General features: G+C 68.0%; 12 protein-coding genes and 1 pseudogene. 10 read left to right on the top strand and 3 right to left on the bottom strand.

The genetic code is table 11. The annotated features are described in order from the left end of the window. Window positions 1-1,071: 1,071 nt before the first annotated feature. From ACFVXE_RS29435 to ACFVXE_RS29445, 3 genes and pseudogenes are all read left to right on the top strand, one after another. Window positions 1,072-1,257: a hypothetical protein gene (locus tag ACFVXE_RS29435; RefSeq protein ID WP_389675681.1), complete on the top strand. Its 186-nt coding sequence runs from the start codon at window positions 1,072-1,074 to the stop codon at window positions 1,255-1,257. A 292-nt stretch (window positions 1,258-1,549) separates the two neighbouring features. Continuing rightward, a complete protein-coding gene (gene asnB, locus ACFVXE_RS29440; RefSeq protein ID WP_389675682.1) occupies window positions 1,550-3,391 on the top strand; it encodes an asparagine synthase (glutamine-hydrolyzing) in 1,842 nt (613 codons plus the stop codon). 191 nt (window positions 3,392-3,582) lie between these two features. Further along, window positions 3,583-3,916 (top strand): annotated as a pseudogene (locus ACFVXE_RS29445) (dihydrofolate reductase family protein); the annotation flags it as partial. A gap of 399 nt (window positions 3,917-4,315) precedes the next feature. Here the strand turns inward: ACFVXE_RS29445 and ACFVXE_RS29450 are convergent. Together ACFVXE_RS29450 and ACFVXE_RS29455 are read right to left on the bottom strand one after the other, a co-directional pair. Next, window positions 4,316-4,606 carry a transposase gene (locus tag ACFVXE_RS29450; protein ID WP_389675696.1) on the bottom strand — a complete coding sequence of 97 codons (291 nt, stop codon included), beginning with the start codon at window positions 4,604-4,606 and terminating at the stop codon, window positions 4,316-4,318. A 95-nt stretch (window positions 4,607-4,701) separates the two neighbouring features. Then, window positions 4,702-5,607 carry an SDR family oxidoreductase gene (locus tag ACFVXE_RS29455; protein ID WP_389675683.1) on the bottom strand — a complete coding sequence of 302 codons (906 nt, stop codon included), beginning with the start codon at window positions 5,605-5,607 and terminating at the stop codon, window positions 4,702-4,704. A 148-nt stretch (window positions 5,608-5,755) separates the two neighbouring features. On the opposite strand from ACFVXE_RS29455, the gene ACFVXE_RS29460 reads away from it, so the two are divergent. Beyond that, entirely contained in the window at window positions 5,756-6,682 is a 927-nt protein-coding gene (locus ACFVXE_RS29460; protein ID WP_389675684.1) for a LysR family transcriptional regulator, read from the top strand. Between the two features lie 109 nt (window positions 6,683-6,791). Here ACFVXE_RS29460 and ACFVXE_RS29465 read toward each other — a convergent pair whose 3' ends face one another. Further along, on the bottom strand, window positions 6,792-7,253 hold the full coding sequence (locus ACFVXE_RS29465) for an SRPBCC family protein (RefSeq protein ID WP_389675686.1): 462 nt from the start codon (window positions 7,251-7,253) through the stop codon (window positions 6,792-6,794). Window positions 7,254-7,316: 63 nt separating this feature from the next. Between ACFVXE_RS29465 and ACFVXE_RS29470 the strand changes: the two genes are divergently transcribed. From ACFVXE_RS29470 to ACFVXE_RS29495, 6 genes are all read left to right on the top strand, one after another. Next, the gene (locus tag ACFVXE_RS29470) at window positions 7,317-8,204 is read left to right on the top strand and encodes a helix-turn-helix domain-containing protein (protein ID WP_389675687.1); all 888 of its coding nucleotides are present in this window, start codon (window positions 7,317-7,319) and stop codon (window positions 8,202-8,204) included. Window positions 8,205-8,342: 138 nt separating this feature from the next. Beyond that, a complete protein-coding gene (locus ACFVXE_RS29475) occupies window positions 8,343-9,332 on the top strand; it encodes an SMP-30/gluconolactonase/LRE family protein (protein ID WP_389675688.1) in 990 nt (329 codons plus the stop codon). Between the two features lie 221 nt (window positions 9,333-9,553). Further along, window positions 9,554-9,868: a transposase gene (locus tag ACFVXE_RS29480; protein ID WP_389675690.1), complete on the top strand. Its 315-nt coding sequence runs from the start codon at window positions 9,554-9,556 to the stop codon at window positions 9,866-9,868. 220 nt (window positions 9,869-10,088) lie between these two features. Further along, window positions 10,089-11,492, top strand: coding sequence for an IS110 family transposase (locus tag ACFVXE_RS29485; protein WP_389675691.1), 1,404 nt, complete (start codon window positions 10,089-10,091; stop codon window positions 11,490-11,492). 570 nt (window positions 11,493-12,062) lie between these two features. Then, window positions 12,063-12,644: a hypothetical protein gene (locus ACFVXE_RS29490; RefSeq protein WP_389675693.1), complete on the top strand. Its 582-nt coding sequence runs from the start codon at window positions 12,063-12,065 to the stop codon at window positions 12,642-12,644. Between the two features lie 82 nt (window positions 12,645-12,726). Next, window positions 12,727-13,535 (top strand): IS5 family transposase gene (locus tag ACFVXE_RS29495; RefSeq protein WP_389675698.1). Its coding sequence is split into 2 segments (ribosomal slippage): window positions 12,727-13,066 and window positions 13,066-13,535, totalling 810 coding nucleotides; the frame shifts between segments, so codons are not numbered across the junction. Window positions 13,536-13,641: the final 106 nt, after the last annotated feature.

Consider the following 13,641-nt stretch of genomic DNA (forward strand, 5'->3'; position numbering starts at 1 on the left):
CAAGAGCAATGATCGGTGCCAGGAAGATGTCGAAGACCGCCGCCCGCCGGACACACTCAACCTCTCCCACGGCTATCGCGTGGAAAGACACCTCGGCTAGGCCCTTTTCAATCACCGGAGAAGCCCCAGAAGTAGATTTCCTCCAGACCCATGAACGTCGTGCAGAACCGTGCATCTGCCGAACCAACGTCGACTGGCAAGCGGTTCTACGGCCTTCACGTGTGCCCGCGTGAGGCGATCGGTGCCGGCCATCCGGTAAGCCTCGACAGGCCGAACGGGCTGCACGGTGCCGTAGTCAGGATCCTCACCTGGCCGCAACATCCTGTGCATGTGCAGGATCGAGTGTGTCCCTTCTTCCTGAGCCTGCTCGTCTTCCCACAGCTGGTCGAGCGTCGACGGTCGCACCCTGACCTCGTCGGTGTCGCCTTCGCCCCACGAATCCCTAGTAGTAGTCCTGCGCCCCGAAGGCCCTCTGCCTCAGAGCCTCCAACGCCGCTGGACCAGCAGGGCTTTGGCCTGGATGCCCATGGCTTCCTCGACCGTGGGTACTGCATGTTGCACTGGAAGTGCACAAGATGATCTTCGTGGTCTTCGCTGCTGACACCGCTCTGCTTGCCAGCAGCAGGCCGTCTGACCACACTGGTGCTCGCCGCGCACCACCCTCCCGGCCCAAATCCAAGGACACCCGATGAACCCGACAGGCCCCCAGGACCACACCCACACGCTCCTGCTGCTCCTCGCCGCCGTGCTTGGGCTGGTCTTCGCCGGGCTCGCTCTGCTGTCCGTATTCGGGTTCGTGCTCCCCTAAGGCCTCCCGTGTCCGGTCCGCCCCCGGGGATCTCCCAGGCATCGGTGCGGTAGGACGGCTGGACCAGCAGAATGCGGCCCGCCGCGTCGTGGAAGATGACTCCGGCACCGGCGATGTGCTTGGGCAGGGAGGCGTAGTACGCAGCGGGAGGAAGGTGGCTCATGGGGCGGGACGCCAACCTCAGCATCCGCCGGGCCCCGGTAGCACCCTCGGCTTGGCACAGAACAGTGGCAAACCGGTGCGATTCTCACTCCAGCGGTTAAATGACTGCGGCCATCTCGCGCGAGCAGGGGCCGACCCTGCTCGCCGAATACGGCTCCGGATCATGGGGCGTGGCCCTGTTCCAGAACACTCCGGCGGCGTATCACCACCGTCCGGATCTTGCGGAGCAGCACACCGGCGAACTTCAGCAGGTGCTCCAGGCAGAGCACGGTCGGCATCAGGGCTGATCAAGAGTGTGCCGATGGCCGAACGGGCGCGTACGGGCCTCAACCCGGTCGTACGCAATCCCTGCGCAGCACAGACATACGGAATCGATTGATCTGCTCGCCGTACGGTCGCCAGGTCTGGACGGCGGGACTCCCGGAGGCGTCGGGGTGTCGTCGCGTTGATGATTGCAACGGGGAGGCGCACACTCGTCACATAAGTGCGCGATACACGTTGTTCGACTGTCGCGAAAGATGCGCACGCGAAGATCCGCGGCGATGCCTCGCGAGGTCGAGCCATAGGCAGGAGGCATCTATGTGCGGCATCACCGGCTGGATCTCCTTCGACCGCGATCTGCGGTCCGAGTCCGCCGTACTGGACGCGATGACTGCGACGATGGCGTGCCGGGGCCCCGACGACAGCGGCACATTCTTCGACGGCCCGGCCGGCCTGGGGCACCGCAGGCTCGCCATCATCGACCTGCCGGGCGGACGTCAGCCGATGACGGCCCGGACCCCGCAGGGCGACGTGGCGATGGTGTACTCCGGCGAGGCGTACAACTACCCCGAGCTCAGAGTCGAACTGGCCGGTCTCGGACACCGGTTCACGACCGACTCCGACACCGAGGTCGTGCTCCACGGCTACCTGGAGTGGGGGGACGCGGTGGCCGATCGGCTCAACGGGATGTACGCCTTCGCCGTGTGGGATGCCCGCACACAGAAACTGGTGATGATCCGCGACCGCATGGGCATCAAGCCCTTCTACTACGCCCCCACGACGGACGGCGTGCTGTTCGGCTCCGAGCCGAAGGCGATCCTCGCCAACCCTCTCGCCCGGCGCGCGGTCACCCGGGACGGGCTGCGTGAGCTGTTCGCCTTCGTGAAGACCCCGGGGCACGCCGTGTGGGACGGGATGCACGAGGTCGAGCCCGGCACGGTCGTCACCGTCGACCGTGACGGGCTGCACCGGCACACCTACTGGACCCTGGAGACGCGGCCCCACACTGCCGACCAGGCCACCTCGATCGCCACCGTGCGCGAGCTGCTCGACGACATCGTGCGCCGCCAGCTGGTCTCCGACGTACCGCGCTGCACACTCCTGTCGGGCGGTCTGGATTCGTCCGCCATGACCGCCATCGCCGCCCGGCATCTCGCGGAACGCGGCGAGACGGTGCGCAGCTTCGCCGTGGACTTCGTGGGGCAAGCCGACAACTTCGTCGCGGACGAGCTTCGCGCCACGCCCGACACCCCGTACGTGCACGACGTGGCCCGGGCGGCCGGTACCGAGCATCTCGACATCGTGCTCGACTCCCAGGCACTCGCCGATCCCGACGTGCGAGCGCGGGTGATCCGGGCCCGTGACCTGCCGATGGGCTTCGGCGACATGGACTCGTCGCTGTACCTGCTGTTCAAGGCGATTCGCGAGCATTCCACGGTGGCCCTCTCCGGCGAGTCCGCCGACGAGGTGTTCGGCGGCTACCTCCAGTTCTTCGACGAGGAGGCCCGCGCCGCCGACACCTTCCCGTGGCTGGTGAAGTTCGCGGAGCACTTCGGGGACGACGCCGATGTCCTGCGCCCCGACCTGACGGACGCGCTCGACCTGCCCGGGTACATCCGCCACAGTTACGCGGTCGCCACAGCCGGGATCCGCCGCCTGGACGGCGAGTCCGACTTCGAGTACCGGATGCGGCGGATCTGCCATCTGCACCTGACCCGCTTCGTGCGGGTACTCCTGGACCGCAAGGACCGGACGAGCATGGCCGTCGGCCTTGAGGTTCGAGTGCCTTACTGCGACCACCGGCTCGTCGAGTTCGTGTACAACGCGCCATGGTCGCTGAAGTCGTTCGACGGACGGGAGAAGAGTCTGCTTCGGGAGGCCACTCGCGATGTACTCCCCCAGTCGGTGTACGACCGGGTGAAGAGCCCGTATCCGTCGACACAGGATCCGAAGTACGCGATCGCCCTGCAGGAGCAGGCCAAGGATCTGCTGGCCAGCCCTTCTCACCGGGTCTTCGAACTCGTGGACCGGGACCGGCTGAAGCGGGCCGCGCACCGTGAGCTCCCGCAGATCACCCAGGCGTCGCGGCGCGGGCTGGAGCGCACCCTGGACCTGGCTGTCTGGCTCGATATCTACGATCCTGAGCTGCTGCTGGACTGATGCGGCCGGGGAGGTCCGGACGCTTCTGCCACCTCTCGCTCACCACGGTCGAGACGGGCCGCCGGAGCGCCGACTCGGGCAGTGCCCACTTGTTCGTGGAGTCATCGCTCGCCGATGCCGAACACGCGCGATGATTTTCGGGCGGCGCGACGGTATCCGTTGCGCGCCCGAACAGCGCGGGGAGCGAGCCCATACGCATCGTGATCAGTCAGTTCATGAGCTTGGACGGCATCGTGCAGGCGCCGGGCGAATCCGACGGGGACACGGCCGGCGGCTGTGCCCCCGGGCGGCTGGTCACCCCCCTTCTTCGATCCGGAGGTGGTGGGCGGCGCCTTCGACGACGCGTTGACCAAGGCCGAGGCGCTGCTGTTCGGGCGCCGCACCTGGCAGACGGTGGCAGCGGCGTGGCCCGAGCGAGCCGGTGACCCGTTCGCCGACCGGATGAACGCCATCCCGAAGTACGTCGTGTCTGCGACGCCGGGCAACGACAAGGTGGCGTGGGTCAACACCACGCGCATCTCCGGCTGATGTCCGCTCTGATAGAGAGTGCCGCCATGGTCGTGGCCTCGGCCGGGGTGGCGTCGACCATCGCAGTCTCCGTCGCAATGATGCGTACGCGGCGCACGATCGGGCGGCAGGCCCGCGGGCTCGGTGCGCTGGAACAGCGATGCCGTGACGCGGAAGTGAACGCAGCCGCCCGGGACTCCGAGGCCGTACACCTGGCCGAGGCCCGACTGCCCGCACTCGTGCAAGCGGTCCTGAACGGCACGGACCACGCGTTCATCGATGGCGGACTGCGTCATTCATCGCTGTTCAACACGCCTACGGACCATGCCTACCGGTCCGTGCTGCAGCAGATGCAGGCCCTGGCTGAGGGGGCGAGCAACTGGGCGGAGGGCGCTGCTCGTGCTGCAGTCCAGGCCGTCACACATCAACGAATGCCTCCAGCTCCTCGTCGAGCCGACAGGCGTGCCCTACATCGACGGCAAGGAGATCGCCAGCGAAGCTCCTGGCGGAGAAGGTCGCTCGTGGTCGGTGAGCCCCGCGGGCGCCGGGCGTGGAGCGGGTGCACCGGGCTCTGACCGGGCAGGGGGCGCAGTCCGGCAGGCGGAACGTCACGTGGATGATCGGCAGGCCTTCCTTGCTCCGGGCCTGGCGCCAGTTTCTGCTCACTGCCCCGTTGGGGCAGGTGGCGCGCTGCTTCTCCCAGTCGATGGTGAAGTGGGTGAGGTCGAAGGCCCGACCAGCCCGAGCCTTCCCGCCTCACCTCACACCAGCCCAGTGACCTGCGACTTCAGGACAGAAAGTGCTCAATGCTTGAAGTAGTGCCCTTCTTCGATGTCCGCGATCAGTGTGAGGTGGGTCGGCTGCCAGTCGAAGCGCTGCTGGGTCAGTGCACTGGAGGCTGGACTGTCGAGCGAGACCAGCGGGGCGAGAAGGCTGAAGTGTTCACTCGCATCCCTGGTCGCGAGGCTGACGGCTGGGAGACCCAGGCCGCGGCCGATGGCCTCGGCGATGTCGCGGAACGGCACTCCCTCCTCGGCGACAGCGTGCAGCGGTGTGCCGGCCGGGGCGGATTCCACGGCCAGGCGGAACAGGTTCGCCACGTCGCGTCGGTGCGCCGATGGCCAGCGGTTCGATCCGTCGCCGACGAAGGCGGACACGCCCGTCGCGCGGGCGATGCCGATCAGGGTCGAGATGAATCCGCGTGCGTCCCCGTGGCCGTGCACGGTCGGCGCCAGCCGTATCGAGGACGAACGCACGCCGCGCTCGCCCATGGCGAGGACGGACGTCTCAACCGGGAGCCGCAGGGCGTGGATGGGGTCGGCGGCGGCAAGGGTGTCCTCGGTGAGCACGTGCCCTGGCGTGCGGCCGATGACTCCCGAGGTGACCGCGAAGGGTTTGCCGGTTCCTTCCAGCGCTGAACCGATCGCCTCGACCGCGTTGAGTTCGACCTGCGCTCGCGCGGCCGAGTCGGTGGATTCGGAGATGTGCTTGTTGGCGGCGTACACCACACCGTCCGCGGCTGCGGCTGCGGCGCGCAGACTGCCGAGGTCATCGATGTCACCACGGTGTATGTCGACGCCGACCCTGGTCAAAGCAGCGGCAGCGGTGTCGGAGCGGGCGAGGCCCACGACCTGGTGTCCGGCTTCGAGCAACTCCTGGACGACGGACGATCCGACGTATCCAGTTGCTCCTGCGACGAATATGCGCATGGTGGAAGTCCCCCTGGTTGTTGCGAGTCGGCCCGGGGCTGGGAGGCTGCGGGCTCGTGTCTTGACGTTAGGAACCGGAGGCGTGCCGCGTCCAAGACCCATTTCGCACCGCGTGATACGGAACGAGTATCGCGAGTAGCATGCTGATGTGCCCGGCAACCCCTCGTCCCCGGTGGACCTCGATCTTCGCCTGGTGCGGTATTTCACGGTCGTGGCCGAGCACGGCAACTTCCACCGTGCAGCTGCCGCGTTGCATGTCGCGCAACCGTCGCTGAGCCGACAGATCCAGCGCCTCGAGGACCGGCTGGGCGTCCGTCTGCTCGATCGCACGAGCCAAGGCAGCACCCTCACCGAGGCGGGACGGGTATTCCTGCCGCAGGCAGAAGCGCTGGTGCGCTGCGCCGAGTCGGCCGCAGCACAGGCTCGGGCCGTCGCCGTGCCTGGCGCTGTCACGATTGGGTACGCGGGCGGTCTCATCGTCACTCCCGCGGTGCGCGAGCTGCGCCGCCGATGTCCCGAGGCAGAGGTGCGCACCCTGCATCTGGACTGGAACGATGTGCATCCGGGGCTACTGGACCACCGCGTGGACGTGGTCATCGCCCGCGAACCCTTCCCGACCGACCAACTGCGCGTGGCGGTCCTGTACCAGGAGCCCCGGGTGCTCCTGGTGCCGAAGACGCACCGTCTTGCGGGCAAGGAGTCGATCACTCTTGACGACTTCGCTGACGAACCACTGGTCCGTTATGCGGACGCCACCTACGACGCCTTCTGGAGCATCGACCCGCGGCCGGACGGACGCCCAGCGCCCGACGGCCCGCTGGTCGAGGCGCACGAGGACAAGCTCGAAGCCATCGCCGGTGGTCGGGCCCTCGCCTTTGCGCCTGCCAACAGCACAATCGGTGGGAACAGCACGCTCAGGCGTGACCTCACGGCCATTCCCGTCGAAGGGATCGAGCCGTGCAATGTTGCGATCGCGACCCGGGGCGGCGAAAACAGCGGCCTGGTCACGGCCTTCTTCGAATCAGCCCGCTCTCATCTCACCCGCCACGGATCCGACGACACCACCACCTGGTGACACCGGTGCGGTGATCCACCGGGCGAGCGAGACCAGGGTGGTTTCAACACTGTCCGCCATGTAGTCGCGCAGTACCTCAAGGTCGGCCCGGGTGGAGCCCAACACCGGGTCAAGGCGGAGGAGTTGCCAGGACTGCTCGACGACGGTCCCGCGCCCGCACGGGCGCAGGGTCCAGGTCCAGCGGACGATGCCGCCCTCGGCGCCGCCGACCACGAAGGCGAAGGAGAAGCCGGGTTCGGCCCGTACGACCTGGGAGCGGCTGCTCCACTGTCGCCCGTCCCTGATTGCGGCCGCTGAACCAGGCGCCGACCTGTGGCCCGGCACCCTCGTCGTACGTCACCTCGGTGGCGTCGGGGCTCCAACGGGCAATCGCGGAGACATCACTGATCAGGTCGTATACCCCGGCTGGTGTGGCGTCGACCCATGCGCGTCGGCTGAAGGCGAAGGCTGACGGGTCCAGAGCCCCGATGGGGTCGTGGTCGCTGATGCTGGCGCTCAAGGCGTCCTCCTGGATGTGCGGTACCGGTTCGACGACGCCCAGGCCATCACCGGTTCCGCCGGGCAGCCACACCCGTTGGTGCCTATCCCCGCCAGGGGCAGGCTGCGGGTCGCGGCTCAGCCCATACTCGGATCCATGAACGCCAAAGTGCAGCTCGGGGACTTCTTACAGACACGGCGCGCCCAACTGCGTCCGGAGGATCTCGGCGTGCCCACCTACGGGGAGCGTCGGCGGGTACCGGGCCTGCGGCGCGAGGAGCTGGCGCTGCTGGCGGGCGTGAGCGCCTCCTACTACACACGGCTGGAACAGGGGCAGTCACTGAACGCCTCGGCGGAGGTGCTGGACGCAATCGCCCGGGCGCTGCGGCTGGACGAGGACGAGCGCCTCCACCTGCACAACCTGGCGCGGTCGACCAAGGCCGCCGGCCGGGCCCGACGGCCTGCGCCGGAGCGCGTGACGGCGGCGACCGGCCAACTGCTGGAGGCGCTGGCAGACGTTCCGGCGATCGTACTGGGCCGCCGCAGCGACGTCCTGGCGTGGAACCGGCTGGGCCACGCACTGTTCGCCTCACAACTGGACCCCGGTGCCACCGACCGCCCGGCCACGCGTCCCAACATGGCCCGACTGGTGTTCCTCGATGCCCACACCCGCGATCTGTACGCGGACTGGCCGAGCAAAGCCAGGGCCGTGGTGGGGAATCTGCGCCTGGTGGCGGGCCAGTACCCGGACGACGCCGCCCTCCACGCGCTGGTGGGTGAACTAAGCTCCAAGAGCCCGGAGTTCGGCGCGATGTGGGCCGATCACCGGGTCAGGCCATGCGCCGTCGCCGACTACGAGATGCGGCATCCGCTGGTCGGCCCGCTGACCGTCTCCCAGCAGACCTGGAGCCAGGGGCCCGGCCAGAACATCGTGGTCGTCACCACCGAGGCCGGTTCCCCCGCGCGGACCGCGCTGGCCCTGCTCGACCAGGCCGTCGCCCAGGCCCATCCGGCGCGACCCGTGGCCCCGGCCGCCGTCGGCTGACCAGGCACGCCACCGGGCTCGACACCCACAAGGACCCGGGCACGGCCGACAACCTACCGTGCCCGAAACGGCCCTCGGCGCACCGCGCCCCGGGTCAGAGCCATCCGCCCAACCCGTGCGTCGGCGCATCGCTGCCGCATGCCCGAAAACAGTGAAGGCATCATGTTCAAGAAGCTGTCCAGGACCACTGCTGTGGCTGCCGCCCTGTCCGCGGCAGTGATCACGACGATCAGCCCGGCCCCGGCGTCGGCTGTCTCCGACCCGCTGAGCAACGCCCGGATCGCCCGGCACTTCGACCCGGCCAAGGGCCAGAGGCCGGAGAACATCACGCCGGCCCCCGGCGGAGGTGCCTACGTCACCTTCGCCGACGCCCGCCAGGTGGCCCTGATCTCCCCCACCGGCACCATCCGGGTCCTTGCCACCCTGCCGCTGCCCGCCGACGGCGGCGTGCACACCCCGGCGCTGCGTTTCCCGTTGACCGTCGGCATCGTCCGTGCGGACGACGGCACCCTGTACTTCCTGTACGCCACCGGCACCGCCGACCTGACGGGCGTGTGGCGGCTGCGCCCCGGCGGCGAACCGCAGCGCATCGCCGCGCTGCCGGCGACCGGCCTCCCCAACGGCCTGGCCCTGGACGCCCGGACCGGGACCCTCTACGCGACCGACTCCGTCCTCGGCACGATCTGGAGCATGCCCGTCACCGGCGGCACCGCCGTCGCCTGGTCCACCGCCCCCGAACTGGCCTCCACCGGATTCCTCGGCGCCAACGGCCTGAAGGTCCACGGCGGGGCGGTGTGGGCCACCAACCTCGACCAGGGCACCGTCCTGCGCATCCCCATCCTCCCGGACGGACGCGCCGGATCGGTCCGGACCCGGGCAGCCGGACTGTCCGGAATCGACGACTTCGCCTTCACCGGCCACGGCGACCAGCTGCTGGCCGCCCTCAACGGCCCCAGCGAGGTCGCGCTCGTCCAACCGAACGGCCACCACGCCATCGTCCTGACCGCAGCCGACGGCCTCCAGAACCCCACCTCCATCGCCCTGCGCGGCAACACCGTCTACGTCGACAGCGCCGCCTACGTACCGGCCACTGACCCCAACCTCCTCCTCGCCCACCTGAACCGCTAACAGCCCGGAGTCCGGGGACCGGTGACGTCACGGCCGGCCCCACCCCCCGGCGACGGGCAGTTCGCCACCGGCCCGTGCTCCAGGGCCCGTCTTCAAACGGATCTTGCCCAGAGCAGGAACGGCGCCAGACTGACCGCTGCTTCGTAGGAGGTGGCGCCTGAGCTCGATCCGCTTTGACGGACATTCGAGATCAGGGGCTCAGCCCCGGGAGGATGTCCATCATGGAGAGCATGGGGAAGAAGAAGAAACCTCGCCGCCCTCGCCGTTCGTTCACGCCGGAGTTCAAGGCCGAGATCGTCGGTCTGTGCCGACGGGGTGACCGCTCGGTCGGGCAGGTCGCCAGAGACTTCGAACTGACCGAGACCGCGGTGCGGGACTGGGTCAAGCAGGCCGAGGTCGACGCGGGCGAGCGAAGCGGGCAGACCAGCAGTGAGCGCGAGGAACTGGCCGCGTTGCGGCAGGAGAACCGCCGGCTGCGCGAGGATGTCGACGTCCTCAAGCGGGCCACAGCTTTCTTCGCGTCAATGCCAAAGTAAGGGTCACCGGCATCCGGGTGGTGTCAGAGTGGCAGGACCGGCGGGGTTGGCTCTCTTTTTCGCTGCCCCGTTCGCGGTGGCTTGTCCTTGATGTGCCGCCCCGCCGGCCCTGGCGTCCCCGTGGAGTGGCTTGATAGGAGCGTGCTCTCGGCCCGATTGAGGCGTGCCCCCGCGGTGGACCCGGCATCGGATCCCCGCGCCCGCTGTTGGAGGCACCTTCGTGATCGTGGTCGGCGTCGACGCTCACAGGAAGACCCACACCCTGGTCGCTGTCGACCCGCTCGGACGGAGGCTGGCCCAGCTCACAATCGCCGCAACCACCACTGGTCATCAGCAAGGATGCGAGCGGATGCAGCAGTTCGGCCACGTCCTGGTTGCGGTGGAGGACTGCCGACACCTCACCCGTCGCTTCGAGGTCGACCTCCTGGCCGCCCGCCACTCCGTCGTCCGCGTGCACACGAGGCTGATGGCCGGTGCGCGTCGCTCGGCCCGCGAGCGCGGGAAGTCGGATCCGATCGATGCCGCGGCGGTGGCCCGGGTCGCCCTGCGAGAGCCTGACCTGCCGAAGGCCTGCCTGGACGGCCCCTACCGTGACGCGAAGCTCATAGTCGACCACCGTCGCCTGCTGGTCCGCCGGCGGACCGCCGCGGCCAACAAGCTTCGCTGGTTCCTTCACGAGATCGACCCCGAGTTGCCCGTCCCCTCGCGTGGCCTGCGCCGCCTGTGTGTCTTCGACGTGCTGGAGGCAACCTTGCTTGGTCGGGCGGCGGTAGTCGTCGAGATTGCCATCGACTTGATCGCGGAGTGTCGAGGGCTCACTGAGCGGATCAATGCCCTGGAAGGGCGGCTGCGGCGCCTGGTGCGCGATCTCGCGCCTGCCCTTCTGGATGTCCCGGGCTGCGGGGTGATCGGGGCCGCAGCAATCCTCGGCGAGACCGCCGGCGCCGCCCGTTTCAAATCGAAGGACGCGTTCGCGCGCTTCAACGGCACCGCGCCGATCCCGGTCTGGTCCTCGAACAAGGTCAGGGTTCGACTCAACCGAGGGGGCAATCGGACGATCAACAACGCCCTCCACATGATCGCGGTCACGCAGGTTCGTGGAACAGGTGAGGGAGCCGCTTACTACGCCAAGCTGATTGCGGCCGGAAAGACCGCCAAAGAGGCTCTCCGCGTACTCAAACGCCGCATCTCGGACCGGGTCTTCCGTGCCCTGCTTGCCGACGAGTCCGCACGGCGTCAGCACGACCAACCCCCCCGCCAGGTTCAGTTGCAAATGATCGGGATCAAGCTTCCCTGCGTTGTTCTGCGGGACCGGGCGAGCCGTTCGTATGGTTCTCCCACCCAGGGGCGTCGACGCGGCGCTCGCCGCGCAGGAGGGTTGGCCTTCACCCGACGCCGCCACGGGCACGGGCGCGGGGTGACCGGCACGCGACGTCTGGTCCCTCCCCGCGCCCTGACCCAGCTTCCGCCCCGCGAGGCCCTCCAAAATATTGCCGCGGCGCCTGTCCCCTCCCCGGACCGGGCGCTGGACACGGCGTGGCACCCGGGCAATCTGCTGCGCAGCCTCTGTGGCGCGGCAGCCGAGATCGATCCATGCTGCGGGACGCGAAGGCGGCTTCGGTGAGGGTTATGCCTCGGACGGTCCCTCGGGGCCCGGGGTCGCGAGCCGGGATCGTGTCTCGGGGGTCCCGATCCCGACGGAAGCCAATTTGTTTCGCGTTGCCAAACCATTGCAGGATCTGGAGTTGATGCTCGTGCCCGTGCATGGCCACGAGTCGCCGTTGCGCGCACTCAAGGACTGCCTGTTGCTCATCGACGGGAACTCTGCTCGTCTGCGCTACTTCTGAGCGATCGTCATCACAGACCGCCGTCCTTCTCCCCTGCGTCGATCAGGTCTTGCTGGACGGCCACAGCGGTCCAGGACCGCGAGGTGGGAGCCGTACCAGGAAGTCTTGTAGGTGAGCTGGCTGCGCAGTTTTGCTGCGTCGTCTTGAAGATCCTCTGCCTCAGCCACCGTACGTTCTCCTCGCAAGGGGCCCAGTCGATGCCGTGCCAGTCGAGTAACTGATCGTTTCAGAATGAGTTGTGTGGCTTGAGCCTGGAGTGCTCCATCCCGGGGTCGCGCCACCGCCGGACACGGGCGGCTGTTCGCCCTGCCACTGACACGTCAGCGGCACTCGCTATTGTCCGTGCCATGATCTCAAGTGATCGTCTGCTTGACCTTATCCAGACCACCCCGGAGATTGATCTGCTGCTGCGGTCATCGTTCGGCTTCGACATCCACCGGAAGCACAATGGCGATGGCTTGAGGCTTGCCTCGGGTGCGCCGCTGGAGGTGATCGCCGGGGAGTTCGCTGGTGGGGCGTACTTTCTGTGTGCCGAGGAGAACGGTCGCCGGCCGGTGGTGTTCGCGAGTTCCGAAGGAGAAGGCGGTCTGCTCGCTGATGACCTGGCGGACGCGCTGGAGATCATCATCGGGCTGGAGTGGCGGGACTGCCTCTCATTCTCGGGCGGTGGCGATGTGGAGGTCATGCAGGTCTCCGCTCAACACCTTGAACGGTCCCGCGGCAAGTACAACCCGGACATCGACAACGAAGCTGCCCGGGTGGCGGCAGCCCTGTCGCTGCGTATCGTGCCGGTCACCGACCTCGTGATCCGGTTGCAAGCAGCCGCCTCGAAGACCGAACCGGACTACGTCGTGACCGACGACGACGGGCAGACGTTCGACCCACCGTTCGGCGAGCACGTGGAGCCTCGCCACGGTGGCTGGCGCTGAATTTGACCGGCCGCTGCTGCCAGTCGCATCGACGCTGGTATTCCGGGCAATTTCTGACAACGCGTCGGGCAGACTCTCCAACGTGTCTTCCGACCTTGTTCCCGATGATCTCTGGGATCGCATAGTTCCGCTTCTCCCAGCCCGGCCTGCCCGACGCCATCACCACCCCGGACGACTGCCGGTATCGGACCGCGCCGTACTGGCTGGCATCGTCTACGTGCTCCGTAAGGGCGTGGCCTGGCGCGATGTGCCCATCCAGGTCGTTGGCTGTTCAGGGGTGACCGCGTGGCGTCGGCTCCGGGACTGGACTGAGGCCGGCGTCTGGCCCCGCTTGCACGAGGTCCTCCTCGCCGAGTTGCGAGAGGCCGACCTGCTGGACATGGACGAGGCCGCGATTGACGGTTCGCACGTCAGGGCGTTGAAAGGGGGGCTCACAGCGGCCCTTCGCCCGTCGACCGGGGTAGGTCGGGCAGCAAGCACCACCTGATCGTTGACCGGCAGGGCACCCCGCTCGCCGTCACGCTGACCGGCGGCAACCGCCACCACGTCACACAGCTCCTGCCGCTCCTTGACGCGAACCCACCGATCCGGGGCCTGCGCGGACGCCCGCGCACACGGCCACGAAGGCTGTTTACCGACCGGGGCTACGACTTCGACAAGTATCGCCGCCTGCTGTGGAAGCGCGGGATCAAGCCGCTCATCGCCCGTCGCGGCGTCGCCCACGGCTCGGGCCTGGGCAAGACCCGCTGGGTGGTCGAGCGGACCTTCGCCTGGCTCCACCAGTTCAAGCGTCTGCGCATCAGCTACGAGGTACGCGCCGACCTCCACCAAGGCCTGCTCCAACCCGCCTGCAGCATCAACTGCTTGAGACGACTCGGAACCTCATTCTGAAACGATCAGTAAAAGAGCGTTTCGTCCCGCAAGGGAGGCTTCTTGGTGCTTCGGGCGGCAGATTGCTTCGGTCTGACTGAGGTAGTGGGTGTCTGTTGTGGCAGGT

This window comes from Streptomyces sp. NPDC058231, from assembly GCF_042882275.1.
Lineage (GTDB): Bacteria > Actinomycetota > Actinomycetes > Streptomycetales > Streptomycetaceae > Streptomyces.

Bases quoted from the DNA above. Each gene is read 5' to 3' on its own strand.
- ACFVXE_RS29480 (WP_389675690.1), top strand. From the start codon at position 9,554: ATGGAGAGCATGGGGAAGAAGAAGAAACCTCGCCGCCCTCGCCGTTCG.
- ACFVXE_RS29490 (WP_389675693.1), top strand. From the start codon at position 12,063: ATGATCTCAAGTGATCGTCTGCTTGACCTTATCCAGACCACCCCGGAG.
- ACFVXE_RS29435 (WP_389675681.1), top strand. From the start codon at position 1,072: ATGACTGCGGCCATCTCGCGCGAGCAGGGGCCGACCCTGCTCGCCGAA.
- asnB (WP_389675682.1), top strand. From the start codon at position 1,550: ATGTGCGGCATCACCGGCTGGATCTCCTTCGACCGCGATCTGCGGTCC.
- ACFVXE_RS29475 (WP_389675688.1), top strand. From the start codon at position 8,343: ATGCCCGAAAACAGTGAAGGCATCATGTTCAAGAAGCTGTCCAGGACC.
- ACFVXE_RS29455 (WP_389675683.1), bottom strand. From the start codon at position 5,607: ATGCGCATATTCGTCGCAGGAGCAACTGGATACGTCGGATCGTCCGTC.
- ACFVXE_RS29470 (WP_389675687.1), top strand. From the start codon at position 7,317: ATGAACGCCAAAGTGCAGCTCGGGGACTTCTTACAGACACGGCGCGCC.